Here is a 15,749-nt window from a genome sequence, read left to right on the forward strand (position 1 = left end):
CGAGAGCCGCATGAACACTGATTTTCACTGCTTCGTTCGCATTCACCCATGTGGTGAACAGCGCTACACGCCCGCCAGCACCGCGCCCGGAGCGCCATGCGGCGTTGCAAATCCTCGCCATGGCAAAGCCATTGCTGCGGTTTGCGCCTTGCCTGGCATACCGGTCACGGCACTGGCGGACGTGTTCAACTACCGTTTCTAGGTTCAAGGAAAGAACAAGCCATGGTGACAAAGAAACCCAAGGGGCTGGGACGCGGCCTGGAAGCACTGCTGGGCCCCAAGGTCAGCGAAAAGGCCGAGGCCGGGCAGGGCGCCGCGCCTGCCGGCGTGCCGACCAGCCTGGCGCTGGAAGTGATGGTGCCCGGCCAGTACCAGCCGCGCACGCGCATGGACGAGGGCGCGCTGTACGAGCTGGCCGAAAGCATCAAGGCCCAGGGCATCATGCAGCCCATTCTGGTGCGCAGGCTCAGCAAGGGAGAGCACAGCGGCAAGTACGAAATCATTGCCGGCGAACGGCGCTTCCGCGCTTCGCGCCTGGCCGGCCTGACCGAGGTGCCGGTGCTGGTGCGCGAGGTGCCAGACGAGGCCGCGGCCGCCATGGCGCTGATCGAGAACATCCAGCGCGAGGACCTCAATCCGCTGGAAGAGGCCCAGGGCCTGTCGCGCCTGGTCAAGGAGTTCGGCCTGACGCACGAACAGGCCGCCCAGGCCGTGGGCCGCTCGCGCAGCGCCGCGACCAATCTGCTGCGCCTGCTGAACCTGGCCGAGCCCGTGCAGACCATGCTCATGGCCGGCGATATCGACATGGGCCATGCGCGGGCGCTCCTCACGCTGGATCGCGCCACGCAGATCACGGCGGGCAACCAGATCGCGGCCAAGAAGCTGTCGGTGCGCGAGGCCGAGTCCCTGGTCAAGAAGATCGGCGCGGAATTCAGCCTCACGCGCCAGAAGGCCAAGAAGGACGTCAAGTCGCGCGACGTCAAGCGCATCGAGGAAGAGCTGTCGGACCTGCTGATGGCCGACGTGGAGGTGCGCGTCAAGAAGACCGTGCGCCGCGGCGGCAAGGTGCAGGACGTGGGCGAGGTGGCGATCCAGTTCGGCTCGCTCGAAGCGCTCAACGGCATCATCGAGCGCCTGCGCGCCGAAGGCTGAAGCGCGCGCCCTGCCAAACAAAAAGGCCTCCGCAAGGAGGCCTTTTGCATGGGACGGAGCCCCGGAGCGATTACTGGCCGACCTTGAGCTGGCCGCCGCGGCCCAGGCCGCCCTTGACTTCCTGCGCCTTGTAGTTGCGCAGCGAGACCACCATGTTGTTGTAGGCGTCCATGAAGGCGGCCACGGTGGCCTTGCCTTCGGGCGAGCGCGAGAAGCCGCCCAGGCCGGCTGCAGCGCCGCCGCCGAAGGCACCCATGGCCGCGCCGAAATTGGTGGCCGTGGCATTGCCTTCGGAGATCGAGATCTGCACGCCCGAGCGGATGTCGAACATGCTCAGCGTCACGACCGAGGCCTTGCTCTGCATGGCGCCGCCGATCAGCGTGCCCACGTTGCCGAACAGGCCGCCCACGCCGGCAGCCAGCTGGCCCGTGGCGTCGTTGTCGATGATGATGGACGGCTCCATGTAGTAGTCGGCCGCCACGCGCTGGCCCTTCTGCTGGCGCGAGCCGGCGCGGAACTCGCCCGAGTTGCGCTGCTTGTCGGTGATGGCGCTGAGCTTGCTTTCGGTGCGGTTGTTGCCGATGGAGGTGATCACGAAGCAGTTGGACTGCTGCACGGCCAGGCGGATCAGCGGCTCGATGGTCGTGATCTTGGTGGCGGCGCCGAAGCTGGCATACCACTCCTTGCCGCGGCCGTCGTCCACGGCCAGCGTGCCCAGGGGTGCGCTGCAGCGCTCCAGCGTGGGGTTGGCATTCACGCTGCTGGCGCCCCCGGCTGCGCCGGTAGCCGCCGTGGGGGCCGTGCCGGTGCTGATCGTGCCGCCGCCGGGGGTCACGCAGCCGGCCAGGGCCAGGGAGGCAGCCAGGGCTGCAAGGCGCAGAGTTGTCTTCTTGGACATGAATATGCTTTCAGTTGTGTAAAGGATTTTGAAAAAAGGCGCTGAAGCGGCGCCGCCGGCTTTCAGCGCAGATACCAGCCCGTTGTGCCCCAGATCCAGCTATAGGGCGTATTGGCGTACCAGGCATTGAGCGATTTGCGGTCCTCTTCGCGCACCCGGTAGTTTTCCTGGGCTTCGCGCTTGGCTGCCTGGGCCTGGGGCAGCAGGCGCTTGGCCTCCTTGTTGCCCTTGGCCGCGGCACGCGAGAGCCAGGTTTCGGCTTCCGCGGGGTCGGAACCCATTTCCTCGAAGCCCAGCAGGTAGAGCCGGCCCAGGGCAAACTGGGCGGGACCGTAGCCGCGGTCACCGGCCTTGCGCATCCATTCGATGGCCTGGTAGGTGTTGCGCTCCACGCCGTCGCCGCGCAGCAGGCGCAGGCCGAGGTCGTATGCCGCCTTGGGGTCGCGCTCGGCCAGGGCGGCCAGCGCGGCCATGCGGCGTTCTGCTTCGGGATTGACGGGCTCGCCCTGGAAGGTGGCGATATGGCGCGGCTGGTTCACGCACTGGTCGCCATTGCAAAGGCGCACCGTGGGTGCCAGCGGTGTGAGTTGCTCTTCCGGTGTCTGCGTCGCACAACCCGTCAGCATCAAGGCAGCCAGTGACAGGCTGGTGAAAACAAGGCGCATGGATATTCCTCGGAGATTCTGATTCACAGAGTAAGAAAAAGTATACCTATACGTATTGCGTAAATTCTGTGCAGATCGTATGGAGAGGTGCCCGATTTTCCACGCAGTTCGCCACGGCGCAAATACCGGATGGGCTTAAATGGGCGATTTGAATATCAATGAGATTCGGGGAATTAATAGTTTCAACGGGTTTTGTTTCAGAACATTACATTTTGTTTTTAGGGCACCATCGCCCACCATGCTCCGTTTATCCGCCATGACCTTCTGGCCCTTGCCGGCCTTGCTGACCTGGGCTGCCGCTTGGACGGCGTATGCGCTGTGCAGCAAATTCCTGCCCTGGTGGCTGGCTTTTCTGCTGGCCGGGAGCCTGGGCTGCCTGGCCAGCCTCCGGGGCTCTACCTGGTGGCGCCGGCTGATGATCGCGGGCGGTTTTCCGCTGTCCTTTGTCGCGCTGTCGGCCAGCATGCTGCCGGGCTGGGCCTGGCTGCTGCCGCTGGCATTGCTGCTGCTGGTCTATCCGCTCAACGCATGGCGCGATGCACCGCTCTTTCCCACCCCGCTGGATGCGCTGGACGGCCTGGCCGAGAAGATCGCGCTGCCGCCGGGTTCGGCGGTGCTCGACGCGGGCTGCGGCCTGGGTGACGGGCTCAAGGCCTTGCGCAGGGCCTTGCCGCAGGCCCGGCTCCACGGCCTGGAATGGAGCTGGCCGCTGCGCTGGCTGTGCGCGCTGCGCTGCCCCTGGGCACGCGTGCGACGCGCGGATATCTGGCTGGCGGACTGGAGCGGCTACCAGCTCGTGTATCTGTTCCAGCGGCCCGAAAGCATGGGCCGCGCGGCGGTCAAGGCCGCCACCGAAATGCAGCCCGGCAGCTGGCTGGTAAGCCTTGACTTTCCCCTGCCCGGCGTGGAGCCCAGTTTCGAGCTGCCCGGCGCGGGGCGCCACCGTGCCTGGGTGTATGCGATGCCGCTGGGCGGTCCGGAGGAGGCCCTGCAGGAACCCGGGCCGGGCCGCCCCAGGGACGGCCGTTTCTGACGCGGTCGGGGGCGGTTCTAGGCGTCCGGTGGCGTCCCGCTGTGCAGGCCGAAAAAGCGGGCGGGCGGCATGCCCACGGTGCGGCGCACCATGGCACTGAAGGCACTGGGGCTGTAGTCGAGCTCGGCGGCAATGCGCTGTATGGGCCAGTTGCGCGCGGCCAGGCTGGTGGCATGGGCCAGCACCACCTGCTGGCGCCAGTGGGTGAAGGTGCATTCGAGTTCCTGGCGGAACAGGCGGGCGACCGTGCGCGGACTGGCACCTGTGTCGCGTGCCCAGTCCTGGAGCGTCAGATGGCGGGTCGGATCGGCCAGCACGGCCTCGCACAGCAGACGCAGGCGCTTGTCCTGGGGCAGGTTCACGCCCAGCGGCACGGCGCTGGCGCGGCGCAGCTCGTCCAGCAGCAGGGCGCTCAGATGGCTTTCGCGTGCAAGGTCCGCGCTGCACAGCGGCGCACCGTCGTCGGGCTCGGTGGACAGTTCCCGCGCCACGGCGCGCAGCAGGTCCGAGGCATTGAGCACGCGGCACTGGCGCCAGGCGGCCTCGTGCGCGCGCGGCACGTCGGGACCGCAGCGCCCTTCGGGCTGGTGGAAATACAGGGTGCGCAAGTCGGCGCTCTCCACCATGGTCACTGCATGCTCCACGCCCGGCGGCACCCATAGCGCACGTGACGGCGGCACGATGAAAGTGCCCTGCGCCACCGTCAGGCGTATGGTTCCGGTGGTGGAGATGGCCAGCTGTGCCCAGGGATGGCGGTGGGGAACGACCTGGGTGTCCACTTCCAGCCAGCGGCATTTGGCCCGTACGGGGCGCCGGGCCGTAGGCACGAAGAGATGGGGCGTGAGCGACTCCACGTAGCTGGAGGCCTTGCCTGCGCGCAGCGGTTCGATGGGCATGGTGCTTGGCATGTTTGCAACAGCAATTGGCAGACTATCGCATACAAGACGTGGAAGCACTGCCTAAGATGCGATCCATGAACCGCCCCGCTTCCACCACTTCGTCTCCTGCTGCTCCCGATACGTTGCGCAGCGATGCGCGCACCATCGGGCTGATCGGCCTGGCCCATGGCTCCTCGCACTTTTTCCACCTGCTGCTGCCGCCGCTGTTTCCCTGGCTGATCAAGGACTTCGGCTACAGCTATGCCGAGCTCAGCGTGCTGGTGTCGCTGTTCTTCGTGGTCTCGGGCACGGGGCAGGCGCTGGCCGGCTTTGCGGTGGACCGCTTCGGCGCGCGGCCCATCCTGTTCTCGGCGCTCGGCAGCTTTGTCGTGGCCGGCCTCATCGCCAGCACGGCGCAGGGCTACGCCATGCTGCTGGCCGCGGCCTTTTTTGCAGGCCTGGGCAATGCGCCGTTCCACCCCGTGGACTTCACCATCCTCAACAAGCGGGTCTCGCAGCAGCGCATAGGCCATGCTTTCTCGGTGCATGGCCTGTCGGGCAATATCGGCTGGGCGCTCGCGCCGGTGTTCATGGCCGGCATCACCTCGGCCACGGGCTCGTGGCGCACGGCCTGCTTCTGCGGCGCGCTCTGGGCGGCCGTGGTGCTGGCCATCATGGTGCTCAACCGCGATGCGCTGGACGATCGCGCCCAGACCGCCGGCGCGCCCGCGGCCAGGCCCGACAGTCATGCCGCGGCGGTGCCCAGGGAGCATCCGATGGCCTTCATGAAGCTGCCTTCGGTGTGGCTGTGCTTCTCGTTCTTTTTCTGGAGCACCTGCGCGCTCAGCGCCATCCAGAGCTTTGCCAGCCCCGCCATGCAGGCCATGTACGGGCTGCCGCTGAGCGTGACGGCGCTCATCGTCACGGGCTACATGCTGTGCGGGGCCGCGGGCATGCTGGTCGGCGGCTTCCTGGTGGGACGCGTGCAGCGGCTGGAGAAGGTGATTTCCATCTGCATGATGGGCTCGGGCATTTTGCTGTTCATCGTCGGCACGGGCTGGCTGCCGGGCATGGCGGCCGTGGCCGTGGCGTCCATCGCCGGCCTCGGCACGGGTCTGGCCGGACCTTCGCGCGACATGCTGATCAAGCGCGCCGCGCCGCCCGGCGCCACGGGCCGCGTCTACGGCACGGTCTACTCGGGTCTGGATCTGGGCTTTTGCCTGGCAGCGCCGGTGTTCGGCTGGATGCTCGACCATCAGATGCACAACAGCGTGTTCTACGGCTCCGCCATCGCTCTGGTGCTCAGCGTGGTATCCGCCGTCATCGTGGGCGACGGCGTGAGCAAGAAAAGCCGCGCTGCGCTGGCTGCGGGTTAAGGCGCGGCAGCTGCCGGCCGCAATGCCTCCGGAAGGGATTCCGGGGGCTTTTTTTCGGCTGCCGGCGGCGCTCCGGCCATGGCGTGTGCGTGTTTTCCCCTGTCTCGTTCTGGCGCCGGCATGGGCGGTGCGCTGCTAAGCTGGCCCGTTTTCGGGGCTTTGCCGCTCCATGCCCACCGGCATGTGCGCGGCCGCCCGCAATCCAGAGGAGACACGCCATGGTTGGCACCCCCCGCCGCGCGGCCCATGCAGCCGCCGCCCTGTTTCGCATTTCCCCGCTGGCCCTGGCCCTGCTGCTGGGCACGGCCCAGGCCGCACCGCAGGCGCCCGTGCTGGAGCTGGCGCAGAAGGAGCAGCAGCCGCTGCTCGACACCTTGCGCGACCTGGTGCACATCGAGTCCGGCAGCAAGGACGTGGAGGGCGTGAAGAAGATTGCCGACTACGTGGCCGGCAAGCTGCGCGCGCAGGGCGGCAAGGTGGAGGTGATACAGCCCACCGACGTATACCGCCTGGATGACACGCCCGAACAGGTCGGCCCCATGGTGCATGCCGAATTCAAGGGCAAGGGCACGAGCCGCATCATGCTGATCGCCCACATGGACACGGTCTACCTGCCCGGCATGCTCAAGGACCAGCCGTTTCGCATCGACGGTGACAAGGCCTACGGCCTGGGCATTGCCGACGACAAGCAGGGTGTGGCCCTGATCCTGCACACGGTGGAGCTGCTGAAGAAGCGCGGTTTCGACGACTACGGCACACTCACGGTGCTGATCAACGGCGACGAGGAAATCAGCTCGCCCGGCGCGCGCAGCACCATCACGCGCCTGGGCGCCGAGCAGGACGCCGTGTTCTCGTTCGAGGGCGGCGGCACCGACGGCAGCCTGCGCCTGGCCACCAGCGGCATCGGCGCGGCCTACCTCCAGGTCAAGGGCAAGGCCTCGCATGCGGGCGCCAAGCCCGAGGACGGCGTGAATGCGCTCTACGAGCTGTCGCACCAGCTGCTGCAGCTCAAGGACCTGTCCCGGCCCGAGCAGGGACTCAAGCTCAACTGGACCGTGGCCAAGGCCGGCACCAACCGCAACGTGATCCCCGCCGAGGCCACGGCCCAGGCCGATGCGCGCGCGCTGCGCGTGGCCGACTTCACGGCGCTGGAGAAAGCCATGCACGACAAGGTGGGCCACAAGCTGCTCGAAGCCAGCAAGGTGGAGCTCAAGTTCGAGGTGCGCCGCCCGCCGCTGGAGGCCAGCGAGGCCGCGCGCAAGCTGGCCCGGCATGCGCAAGGCATTTACGGCGACGAACTGAAGCTGCCCATGAAGGTCATGGACAAGGCCACGGGCGGGGGCACCGATGCGGCCTTTGCGGCCCTCAAGGCCAAGGGCGCGGTGATCGAAGGCTTCGGCCTCAGCGGCTATGGCGCCCACTCCAACGATGCCGAATACGTGCAGGTCAACACCATCGCGCCGCGCCTGTACCTGGCCGTGCGCATGATCGAGGACCTGTCGCGCGGGCAGGTGAAGTAAGGCTGCCCGAGCGGCTCCGGCAAAAAAGGCTTGCCCTGGGGCAAGCCTTTTTTGCTGCTGCGGGGGCGCGCGGCCTACTGGGCGCTGATGCCCTTGTCGTTGGCGATCTTGCTCCAGCGCGCGAAGTCGCCGGCCAGGCGTGCCTTCATCGCGGCGCTGTCCTGGTAGCGGGCAATGGCGCCGGCGGCCAGCATCTTCTGTTGCAGCGCCGGATCGGCCAGCACCACCTTCAGTTCCTTGTTCAGGCGGTCCACCACGGCCTGCGGCGTACCCAGCGGAGCCACGAGGCCGCCCCAGGTGTCGGCGTCAAAGCCCGGGAAGCCCTGCTCGGCCACCGATTTCACGCCGGGCAGCAACTGCTTGGCCTGGTTGGAGCTCACCGCGATCGCGCGCAGCTTGCCGGCCTGGATATGCGGCAGCGCGGCCACCACGTCGGCAAACATCACGGGAATCTGGCCGCCGATCAGGTCGGTCACCGCGGGCGCGCTGCCGCGGTAGGCCACGTGCTGCATGTCGAAGCCGCCCAGGTCCTTGAGCTGCTCCATCGACAGGTGGCCGAAGCTGCCGGTGCCCGAGCTGGTGTAGTTCAGCGAGGGCTGGGCCTTCTTGGCATGGGCGATCAGGCCGGGCAGGTCCTTCACGTCGGGCAGCACGCGCGGATTGACGATGATGGCCATCGGCAGGTCGTACACCGTGGCCACGGGCAGGAAGTCCTTGCGCACGTCGTACAGATTGTTCTTGAACAGCACGGGCGCGAGCAGCGCCGGCATGCCGAACATGGACAGCGTGTAGCCGTCGGGGGCCGACTTGATGAAGCTGGCCGTGCCGATCGATCCCGAAGCGCCCGCGCGGTTCTCGATGATCACGTTCTGCCCCAGGCGCTCGGACAGGCTTTGGGCCACCAGGCGGGCCGCGGTATCGGTGGGGCCGCCGGGCGGGAAGGCCACGACCATCTTGACCAGCTTGTCCGGCCACGGGCCGGCCGCCTGGGCCGGGGGCAGGAGGCCGGCGGCGAGGCTGGCGCAGCAGGCCGCCAGCGCGGTGCGGCGGGACATGCGGGAGGTGCGGGGGAAATTGCTTTGCATGGTTGTCTCCTGAAAGCTGATGATGAAAACGGTGCGGTCAGACCACCTGCCGGGCGCGCAGCGCGGCCACGGCCCCGGGCGCCAGGCCCAGCAGCTCGCCCAGCACCTCGTCGGTGTGCTGGCCCAGATGCGGAGGCGGGCGGCGCACGGGCAGGCGCTGGCCGTCCATGGCGTAGGGCGGCGCGAGCACGGACAGGGGGCCGGCTTCGCTGTCGTCGAAGTGGTGCAGCAGGCCGGCTTCGCGCGTGCGCTCGGAGGTCAGCGCCTCCAGCAGTCCGAACACTTCGCCGCAGGGAATCTGCGCGGCGCGCAGCTTCTCCAGCAGCTCGGCGCGCGTGCGCCGGCGCAGTTCGGCCTCGATCAGCGGCATCAGTTCGGCGCGGTGGGCCGAGCGCGCCACATTGGTCGCAAAGCGTTCGTCCGCCGCCCATTCGGGCCTGGCTATCACCTCGGAGCAAAAGCGCGCGAACTGGCCGTTGTTGCCCACGGTGATGACCAGCGGTCCGTCGGCCGCCTCGAACACGCCGTAGGGCACGATGGACGGATGGGCGTTGCCGAACTTGGGCGGATCGCCGTCCTTGAGCAGCGCCTCCATGCCGTAGTAGCTGGTGATCATCAGGCCGCAGTCGTACAGCGCCATCTGCACATGGCGGCCCCTGCCGGTGCGCTCGCGCTCCAGCAGCGCCGCCAGGATGGCCTGGGCCGAATACATGCCGGTGAACATGTCCACGGCCGCGACGCCGAACTTCAGCGGGCCCTGGCCGGCCTCGCCGTTCATGGCCATGATGCCGGACTCGCCCTGCACCACGAGGTCGTAGCCGGGGCGCTGCGCCTCGCTGCCGCCGCGGCCGTAGCCCGAGATGGAGCAGTACACCAGGCGCGGGTTCAGGGCCGAGAGCTGCTCGTAGCCCAGGCCCAGCTTCTCGGCGCCGCCCACCTTGAAGTTCTGCACCACCACGTCGCATTGCGCGGCCAGCTCGCGGGCCAGTTGCAGGCCGGCCTCGGACTGCAGGTCCAGCGTGATGGAGCGCTTGTTGCGGTTGGCGCTGTTGAAGTAGGAGGTGTTGCGCGAGCCCACGCGCACGCCCCAGTCGCGCGTGTCGTCGCCGCGCGCCGGATGCTCGACCTTGATCACGTCGGCGCCGAAGTCGGCCAGCGCCATGGCGCACATGGGGCCGGCCAGCACGCGGGACAGGTCCAGCACGCGGATGCCGGACAGCGGTTGGAGGGGAGAGGAGTTGTTCATGCCTGCCTGTCTTGCCGCCTGGGGAACGGCGGCAGCAATATCCAGGCGCTGATTGTCGATATGTTTAATTAATTTGACAATTGTGCTGATAATTGAAATGTATGTTGACAGAGATTTGACAATGGATGTGAATGCATTGGGCCTGCTGGTGGAGATCATCGATGCCGGCAACCTGAGCCGGGCCGCGGCCCGCCTGGGCATGAGCCGCGCCAACGTGAGCCACCGCCTGAGCCAGTTCGAGCGCGAGCTGGGCCAGCAGCTGCTGCGGCGCACCACGCGCCAGATCGAACCCACGGAGCTGGGCCGGCGCCTGTACGAGCACGGCCGCAGCATCCGCCACGAGCTGCAGGCCGCCGACGAATCGGTGGCCGCGCTGGGCCAGGCGCTGCAGGGCCGCGTGCGCCTGAGCGTGCCCAACGGCTACGGCCAGCTGGCCATGGCCGGCTGGCTGACCGACTTCATGCGGCGCTATCCCGGCATTGCGCTGGAGGTGATCTTCGACAACACCGTCGAGGACCTGATGGAAGGCCGCGTGGACTGCGCTGTGCGCGTGATGAACGACCCGCCCGAGCACTTGGTCGCGCGGCACCTGGGGCCGGTGCAGTACGTGGCCTGCGCCACGCCCGCCTGCGTTGCGCAGTGGGGCCGGCCGCAGACGCTGCAGGAGCTGCTGCGCCGGCCGTTGATCGCCTCGGGCCTGACCGAGCAGAAGCTGCGCATGGCCGGCCTGCAGCCGCTGGCCAAGGGCGATGCGGCGCTGCCCATGCGCCTGGTCTCGCCCAATTTCCACTTCCTGCGCGAGGCGCTGCTGCAGGGGCTGGGCATGGGCATCGTGCCCGACTACATGGTCAGCGAATCCATTGCCTCGGGTGCGCTGCAGGAGCTGGTGCTGCCGGCCGGCAGCCTGGACTTCCTGGCCACGCACAAGTATCTGCTGTACATGCCCACGCGTTTCCAGACCCGCGCCATCCGGACGTTGATCGACTTCGTGCACACGCGGGCGCTGGAGGATGCCGCCTGACATGGCACTCCGAAAACAGGAGCTTGTGGCGCTTTCCTGTCGGACATCTCACGTTGGAAAGAGCCTGCAATCGTCCATGGTCGGGCGCTGGCAGCTCACTTTTCAGGTAGAGCGCTGTCATCTGCCGAACAGTCCCGATGCGCGCGGCTGGCTACAGTGCCAGCATTACGGCAAACACCACAGGAGACACCCATGAGCCAACCCCTGCCGGCCTCGGCCGACCTTCCCAGCGTGCAGCATCTGGTCAGCCCCGAGGAGTGGCAGCTGCGCGTCGATCTGGCCGCCTGCTACCGGCTGGTGGCCCAGTATGGCTGGAGCGACCTGGTCTTCACCCACATCAGCGCGCGCCTGCCCGGGCCCGAGCATCACTTCCTCATCAACCCCTACGGGCTGATGTTCGACGAGATCACGGCCTCGTCGCTGGTCAAGGTGGACATGCAGTGCAACAAGCTCATGGACTCGCCGTTTCCGGTCAATCCCGCGGGCTTCGTCATCCACAGCGCCGTGCACGAGGCGCGCGAGGACGTGCAGTGCGTGCTGCACACGCATACGCGCGCCGGCGTGGCCGTGAGCGCGCAGAAGAACGGGGTGCTGCCCATCAGCCAGCAGAGCACCTTCGTGCTGGCCTCGCTGGCCTATCACGACTATGAAGGGGTGGCCTTCCGCCCCGACGAGAAGCCGCGCCTGCAGGCCGATCTGGGGGCTGCCAACTTTCTCATGCTGCGCAACCACGGGTTGCTGACCTGCGGACCCACGATCGCCGATGCCTTCCTGGCCATGTACACCTTCGAGGCGGCCTGCAAGATCCAGATCGATGCGCAGGCCGGTGGCGAGCTCACCGAGGTCGATCCGCGCATCGTGCAGGGCGTGGCCGAGGCCATGAAGGTGCAGACCGGCGGCCTGGGCGGCCAGTTCGTCTGGCCGGCGCTGCTCAGAAGGCTGGACCGCACCGATCCCGGCTACCGCCGCTGACCACGCACGCAGAAAAAAAGGGCCTGGATTCCAGGCCCTTTTTGCTTGGCGGATGGACCACGCAGCGTTTACTGCAGCGCGAAGATCTTGCCGGGATTGAGGATGTTGCGCGGGTCCAGCGCCTGCTTGATGGCGCGCATCATCTGCACGGCGCCGTCGCCGGCCTCCTCGCGCAGAAAACCCTGCTTGTGGATGCCCACGCCATGCTCGCCCGTGCAGGTGCCCCCCAGCGCGATGGCGCGCTGCACGAGCTGGCTGTTGAGCTGCTCGGCGCGCGTGCGCTCGTCCTCGCTGTCGGGGTCGATCAGGTAGCCGAAGTGGAAGTTGCCGTCGCCCACGTGGCCGACGAGGAAGTAGGGGATGCCGCTGGCATCGGCCTCGGTCACGCAGTCCAGCAGCGCATCGGCCAGGCGGCTGATGGGCACGCAGGCATCGGTGGTGATGCAGCGGCAACCGGGGCGGCTGGCGACGGCCGCGAAATAGGCGTTGTGGCGGGCCGTGAACAGGCGCGTGCGGTCCTCGGGGCGTTCGGCCCATTCGAAGGCATTGCCGCCGAATTCGCCCGCGATCTCCTGCACCATCTCGGCCTGTTCCTTCACGCCCGTGGGCGAGCCGTGGAACTCCATGAGCAGCATGGGCTCCTCGCGCAGCTCGAGCTTGCTGTAGGCATTGACCATGCGCACCGAGTTCACGTCGATCAGTTCCACGCGCGCGATCGGCACGCCGACCTGGATGGTCTGGATCACCGTGCGCACGGCGGCCTCGATGCTCGGGAACGAGCAGACCGCGGCCGACACGGCCTCGGGCAGCGGATACAGGCGCACCGTGATCTCCGTGAAGATGCCCAGCGTGCCCTCGCTGCCCACCATCAGGCGCGTGAGGTCGTAGCCGGCCGCGCTTTTCTTGGCGCGGTTGCCGGTGCGGATCACCTCGCCGCTGGCCGTCACCACTTCCAGCGACAGCACGTTCTCGCGCATGGTGCCGTAGCGCACGGCATTGGTGCCGCTGGCGCGCGTGGAGGCCATGCCGCCTATCGAGGCATCGGCGCCCGGATCGATGGGGAAGAAGAAGCCCGTGTCCTTGATCGCGTCGTTGAGCTGCTTGCGCGTGATGCCGGGCTGCACGGTCACCGTGAGGTCCTCGGTGTTCACCGAGAGGATGCGGTTCATGCGGCTCACGTCGATGCTGATGCCGCCTTCCACGGCCAGCAGATGGCCTTCGAGCGAGGAGCCTGCGCCATACGGGATCACCGGCACGCCATGTCGGGCGCACAGCCGCACGGCATCCTGCACGTCCTGCGTGCTTTCGGCAAACACCACGGCAGCCGGCGGCGGCGCGGCGATCGCGCCCTCGTCGCGGCCATGCTGCTCGCGCACGGCCAGGGCCGTGGAGCACTGGCTGCCAAAGCGCGCCGCCAGCGCTTGCACAAAGGCTTCGGGAACGGGACGCTGCACGAATTCGGGATGCAGCAGGGAGGTGGCAACAGGGGCGTTCATCGGGTCTCTCCAGGGAACTTCAAAGAATACCACCGGCACCTGCGGCAGCGGCCCTGCGGGCAGTGCCCATCGGCGATGCGCGCGCTCGCCTGCGCCGCGCACGCAAGGCCCACCCGATCGGGTGCAAAGCCGCGCCAGCCATAGATTTCTTCGCAGATAGCAAATGAAAAATAACCGTTTAGTTTTTGCCTGCCTTGCTTTTACATTGCGCTGAAACGGCCGCCGGCATGCAGGGAGCATGCCGCCGCGCCGGCTCATGCAGAAAGAAGAAAGGGAACTGGGAATGGCCGACATCAGCCGCAGGGCGCTGCTACGCATGGGGGGCGGCGTGGCCGCCATGCCGCTGCTGGGAGCCACCGGCCCGTGCGCGCTGGCCGCGGCACCGGCGGCCTGGCCGGCTAGGCCCATACGGCTGGTGGTGACCTTTCCTCCGGGCGGCTCCAGCGACATCGTGGCGCGCCTGATCGCGCCGCTGCTCAGCGAGCAGCTGGGCCAGTCCGTGGTCATCGACAACAAGCCCGGTGCGGGCTCGTCCATCGGTGCGCAGCTGGTGGCGCAAAGTCCCAATGACGGCTACACGCTGCTGGTCTCGAATTCCGCCGCGCTGTCGATCGCGCCGTCGCTGCTCGAAAAGCGCAGCTACGACCCGCTGGCCAGCTTCGAGCATCTGGCCTATGTCGGCGCGGTGCCCACGGTATTCGCGCTGCACCCTTCGGTGCCGGCCGGCAACATCCGCGAACTGGCCGCCTGGATACGCGCCAGCGACAGTCCCGTGCCCTTCGGCAGCGGTGGAGCCGCATCGGTGGGGCATCTGGTGGGCGAGCAGTTCGCGCAGGAACTGGGCCTGCGCATGGAGCATGTGCCGTATCGCGGCGCGGGCCCGATGCGGGCCGATCTGCTGGGCGGCCAGATCAAGATCGCCATCGATGCGCTGCCCCAGAACATCGCGCTGCAAAAGCAGGGGCGGGTCAAGCTGCTGGCCGTGACGTCGGCGCGCCGCGTGCCCCAGTCCCCGCAGACACCCAGCGTGGCCGAACTCGGGTTCGGGCAGCTGGTTTCCGAGAACTATGTAGGCATCTCGGCACCGGCGGGCATTGCCCGCGAGCATGCGCAAAGGATTACCGAGGCCGTGCGCCAGGTCTGCCGCCGGCCCGAGGTCGCCCAGGCCCTGGAGGCCCAGGGCTTTGTGACGCAGGACATGGATGCCGCGGGCTTCACGCGCTTGGTCGCTGCACAGGCCAGCACCTGGGCCGCCGTGGCCAGGCGCACCGGCGCGACCCTGTAAGCGTGTGGAAACGCTTGCGGAAATGAACAAGACAACCGTTGAGAAGTACTCGAGTCAAGCAATGAGCAACCATCGCATTTCGCCCCGGCAGGCACGCTATGCCGTCGTGCTGTTCGGCCCCGAAGGACAGGGCAGCTTCAACGAATCCGGCCTGCTGGGCGCCCGCCGCGCGCAGGCCGCCGGCCATGCCGTGGACGTGCACTGGGTGGCCGCGCAGTCGGCCCGGGACCGCGCCGATGAAATGCAGCCCCTTTGCACGGGCGCCTACGACCTGGTCGTGGCGCACGGCGGCCAGGGCGACGGACCCGTGGACATTCTCGCTGCGCGGCATCCGCAGCAGGTCTTTGCGATCACGCAGGGCAGCCTGGTGGCGGCCAATATCGCGCGCTACGAGGTGCTGCAGGAGCAATCGGCCTTTCTGGCCGGCGTGCTGGCCGCCAGCGTCAGCCGCAGCGGCGTGGCCGGGCATTTTTCGGGCGAGAAGGTGCCTCCGGGCCTGCGCGGGCGCGCGGCCTTCGCCCATGGTTTGTCGGCGGCCGGCTTTGGCGGGGATTTCGTGACCCAGTTCTGCGGCCACCAGCACCGCCCGCAATGGGCCCGGGCCTGCGTGGAGGACATGGCCCGACAGACCGGCGTGGATGTGCTGTTCGCGATGATCGACGGCGGCCGTCCCGGCGTGACGGAGGCCTGCCGGCGCCATGGCGTGGCGCAGATCGGCAATGTGCTGCCCTGGGTGCAGCGCGATCCCGGGGTCTTCATTGCCTCGGCCATCTGCGATTCCGGCGAGGCCGTCTTGCGTGCCATCGGCGACCATGCGCGGGGCGATCTGCCGCTGGGCGGATATCGCAGCTTCGGTCTGGAGGAGCCGTCCCTGGTCCGTCTGGACCTGGGCCCGCGCATCGATGCGCAAGCCCGTGTGGCGGTCGATGAATGGGCGCAGCGCCTGCTGCGCGGGGAGGTGGATATACGTTCCGTCTATACGGGGCCGGAATTTCCCCTGCCGGCCGGCGAAGCGGCCCTGGCTGCCTGAGGCGGTTTCAGTCGGTACGCAAGGGCCCGTGGAACCTGGCTTTGCGCCAAGGGGGTGCGGGCCGGCCGCATGCTCCCTGCACGGCGCACGGC

15 protein-coding genes are annotated in these 15,749 nt (G+C 67.8%); 9 read left to right on the forward strand and 6 right to left on the reverse strand.

The window, feature by feature from the left end; genetic code table 11:
- Nucleotides 1–10 precede the first annotated feature (10 nt).
- Together Cte04_RS07175 and Cte04_RS07180 are read left to right on the forward strand one after the other, a co-directional pair.
- The gene (locus tag Cte04_RS07175; RefSeq protein WP_157081876.1) at nucleotides 11–202 is read left to right on the forward strand and encodes a hypothetical protein; all 192 of its coding nucleotides are present in this window, start codon (nucleotides 11–13) and stop codon (nucleotides 200–202) included.
- 20 nt (nucleotides 203–222) lie between these two features.
- The gene (locus Cte04_RS07180) at nucleotides 223–1,152 is read left to right on the forward strand and encodes a ParB/RepB/Spo0J family partition protein (RefSeq protein WP_066474529.1); all 930 of its coding nucleotides are present in this window, start codon (nucleotides 223–225) and stop codon (nucleotides 1,150–1,152) included.
- A gap of 70 nt (nucleotides 1,153–1,222) precedes the next feature.
- On the opposite strand, the gene Cte04_RS07185 is transcribed toward Cte04_RS07180, so the two are convergent.
- The gene (locus tag Cte04_RS07185) at nucleotides 1,223–2,050 is read right to left on the reverse strand and encodes a hypothetical protein (protein ID WP_066474532.1); all 828 of its coding nucleotides are present in this window, start codon (nucleotides 2,048–2,050) and stop codon (nucleotides 1,223–1,225) included.
- Between the two features lie 62 nt (nucleotides 2,051–2,112).
- On the reverse strand, nucleotides 2,113–2,715 hold the full coding sequence (locus Cte04_RS07190; RefSeq protein ID WP_066474535.1) for a tetratricopeptide repeat protein: 603 nt from the start codon (nucleotides 2,713–2,715) through the stop codon (nucleotides 2,113–2,115).
- A 238-nt stretch (nucleotides 2,716–2,953) separates the two neighbouring features.
- Between Cte04_RS07190 and Cte04_RS07195 the strand changes: the two genes are divergently transcribed.
- The gene (locus Cte04_RS07195; RefSeq protein ID WP_066474537.1) at nucleotides 2,954–3,748 is read left to right on the forward strand and encodes a methyltransferase domain-containing protein; all 795 of its coding nucleotides are present in this window, start codon (nucleotides 2,954–2,956) and stop codon (nucleotides 3,746–3,748) included.
- A gap of 17 nt (nucleotides 3,749–3,765) precedes the next feature.
- On the opposite strand, the gene Cte04_RS07200 is transcribed toward Cte04_RS07195, so the two are convergent.
- Nucleotides 3,766–4,644 carry an AraC family transcriptional regulator gene (locus Cte04_RS07200; RefSeq protein ID WP_245633314.1) on the reverse strand — a complete coding sequence of 293 codons (879 nt, stop codon included), beginning with the start codon at nucleotides 4,642–4,644 and terminating at the stop codon, nucleotides 3,766–3,768.
- A 77-nt stretch (nucleotides 4,645–4,721) separates the two neighbouring features.
- Between Cte04_RS07200 and Cte04_RS07205 the strand changes: the two genes are divergently transcribed.
- Both Cte04_RS07205 and Cte04_RS07210 read left to right on the forward strand, forming a co-directional pair.
- A complete protein-coding gene (locus Cte04_RS07205; RefSeq protein ID WP_066474540.1) occupies nucleotides 4,722–6,002 on the forward strand; it encodes an MFS transporter in 1,281 nt (426 codons plus the stop codon).
- A gap of 218 nt (nucleotides 6,003–6,220) precedes the next feature.
- The gene (locus Cte04_RS07210; RefSeq protein WP_066474552.1) at nucleotides 6,221–7,522 is read left to right on the forward strand and encodes a M20/M25/M40 family metallo-hydrolase; all 1,302 of its coding nucleotides are present in this window, start codon (nucleotides 6,221–6,223) and stop codon (nucleotides 7,520–7,522) included.
- 74 nt (nucleotides 7,523–7,596) lie between these two features.
- Here the strand turns inward: Cte04_RS07210 and Cte04_RS07215 are convergent, their stop codons facing one another.
- Nucleotides 7,597–8,607: a Bug family tripartite tricarboxylate transporter substrate binding protein gene (locus tag Cte04_RS07215; protein WP_066474553.1), complete on the reverse strand. Its 1,011-nt coding sequence runs from the start codon at nucleotides 8,605–8,607 to the stop codon at nucleotides 7,597–7,599.
- 37 nt (nucleotides 8,608–8,644) lie between these two features.
- Nucleotides 8,645–9,853 (reverse strand): CaiB/BaiF CoA transferase family protein, encoded by a 1,209-nt coding sequence (locus Cte04_RS07220; RefSeq protein WP_066474554.1) that lies wholly within the window; start codon nucleotides 9,851–9,853, stop codon nucleotides 8,645–8,647.
- 121 nt (nucleotides 9,854–9,974) lie between these two features.
- On the opposite strand from Cte04_RS07220, the gene Cte04_RS07225 reads away from it, so the two are divergent.
- Nucleotides 9,975–10,874 carry a LysR family transcriptional regulator gene (locus Cte04_RS07225; protein ID WP_066474555.1) on the forward strand — a complete coding sequence of 300 codons (900 nt, stop codon included), beginning with the start codon at nucleotides 9,975–9,977 and terminating at the stop codon, nucleotides 10,872–10,874.
- A gap of 192 nt (nucleotides 10,875–11,066) precedes the next feature.
- Nucleotides 11,067–11,846 carry a class II aldolase/adducin family protein gene (locus tag Cte04_RS07230; RefSeq protein WP_066474556.1) on the forward strand — a complete coding sequence of 260 codons (780 nt, stop codon included), beginning with the start codon at nucleotides 11,067–11,069 and terminating at the stop codon, nucleotides 11,844–11,846.
- Between the two features lie 68 nt (nucleotides 11,847–11,914).
- Here the strand turns inward: Cte04_RS07230 and Cte04_RS07235 are convergent, their stop codons facing one another.
- Nucleotides 11,915–13,342, reverse strand: coding sequence for an FAD-binding oxidoreductase (locus tag Cte04_RS07235; RefSeq protein WP_066474567.1), 1,428 nt, complete (start codon nucleotides 13,340–13,342; stop codon nucleotides 11,915–11,917).
- A gap of 283 nt (nucleotides 13,343–13,625) precedes the next feature.
- Here Cte04_RS07235 and Cte04_RS07240 point away from each other — a divergent pair, with 283 nt between their 5' ends.
- Nucleotides 13,626–14,627 (forward strand): Bug family tripartite tricarboxylate transporter substrate binding protein, encoded by a 1,002-nt coding sequence (locus tag Cte04_RS07240; protein ID WP_066475380.1) that lies wholly within the window; start codon nucleotides 13,626–13,628, stop codon nucleotides 14,625–14,627.
- A gap of 61 nt (nucleotides 14,628–14,688) precedes the next feature.
- Nucleotides 14,689–15,657 (forward strand): BMP family lipoprotein, encoded by a 969-nt coding sequence (locus Cte04_RS07245; RefSeq protein WP_066474569.1) that lies wholly within the window; start codon nucleotides 14,689–14,691, stop codon nucleotides 15,655–15,657.
- The last annotated feature ends 92 nt before the right edge of the window (nucleotides 15,658–15,749 follow it).

The organism is Comamonas terrae, from assembly GCF_001544075.1.
In the GTDB taxonomy this organism is placed as follows: domain Bacteria; phylum Pseudomonadota; class Gammaproteobacteria; order Burkholderiales; family Burkholderiaceae_C; genus Comamonas; species Comamonas terrae.

Coding starts and splice junctions, on each gene's coding strand:
- Cte04_RS07175 (WP_157081876.1), top strand. CDS start 11: ATGAACACTGATTTTCACTGCTTCGTTCGCATTCACCCATGTGGTGAA.
- Cte04_RS07180 (WP_066474529.1), top strand. CDS start 223: ATGGTGACAAAGAAACCCAAGGGGCTGGGACGCGGCCTGGAAGCACTG.
- Cte04_RS07185 (WP_066474532.1), bottom strand. CDS start 2,050: ATGTCCAAGAAGACAACTCTGCGCCTTGCAGCCCTGGCTGCCTCCCTG.
- Cte04_RS07190 (WP_066474535.1), bottom strand. CDS start 2,715: ATGCGCCTTGTTTTCACCAGCCTGTCACTGGCTGCCTTGATGCTGACG.
- Cte04_RS07195 (WP_066474537.1), top strand. CDS start 2,954: ATGCTCCGTTTATCCGCCATGACCTTCTGGCCCTTGCCGGCCTTGCTG.
- Cte04_RS07200 (WP_245633314.1), bottom strand. CDS start 4,644: ATGCCCATCGAACCGCTGCGCGCAGGCAAGGCCTCCAGCTACGTGGAG.
- Cte04_RS07205 (WP_066474540.1), top strand. CDS start 4,722: ATGAACCGCCCCGCTTCCACCACTTCGTCTCCTGCTGCTCCCGATACG.
- Cte04_RS07210 (WP_066474552.1), top strand. CDS start 6,221: ATGGTTGGCACCCCCCGCCGCGCGGCCCATGCAGCCGCCGCCCTGTTT.
- Cte04_RS07215 (WP_066474553.1), bottom strand. CDS start 8,607: ATGCAAAGCAATTTCCCCCGCACCTCCCGCATGTCCCGCCGCACCGCG.
- Cte04_RS07220 (WP_066474554.1), bottom strand. CDS start 9,853: ATGAACAACTCCTCTCCCCTCCAACCGCTGTCCGGCATCCGCGTGCTG.
- Cte04_RS07225 (WP_066474555.1), top strand. CDS start 9,975: ATGGATGTGAATGCATTGGGCCTGCTGGTGGAGATCATCGATGCCGGC.
- Cte04_RS07230 (WP_066474556.1), top strand. CDS start 11,067: ATGAGCCAACCCCTGCCGGCCTCGGCCGACCTTCCCAGCGTGCAGCAT.
- Cte04_RS07235 (WP_066474567.1), bottom strand. CDS start 13,342: ATGAACGCCCCTGTTGCCACCTCCCTGCTGCATCCCGAATTCGTGCAG.
- Cte04_RS07240 (WP_066475380.1), top strand. CDS start 13,626: ATGGCCGACATCAGCCGCAGGGCGCTGCTACGCATGGGGGGCGGCGTG.
- Cte04_RS07245 (WP_066474569.1), top strand. CDS start 14,689: ATGAGCAACCATCGCATTTCGCCCCGGCAGGCACGCTATGCCGTCGTG.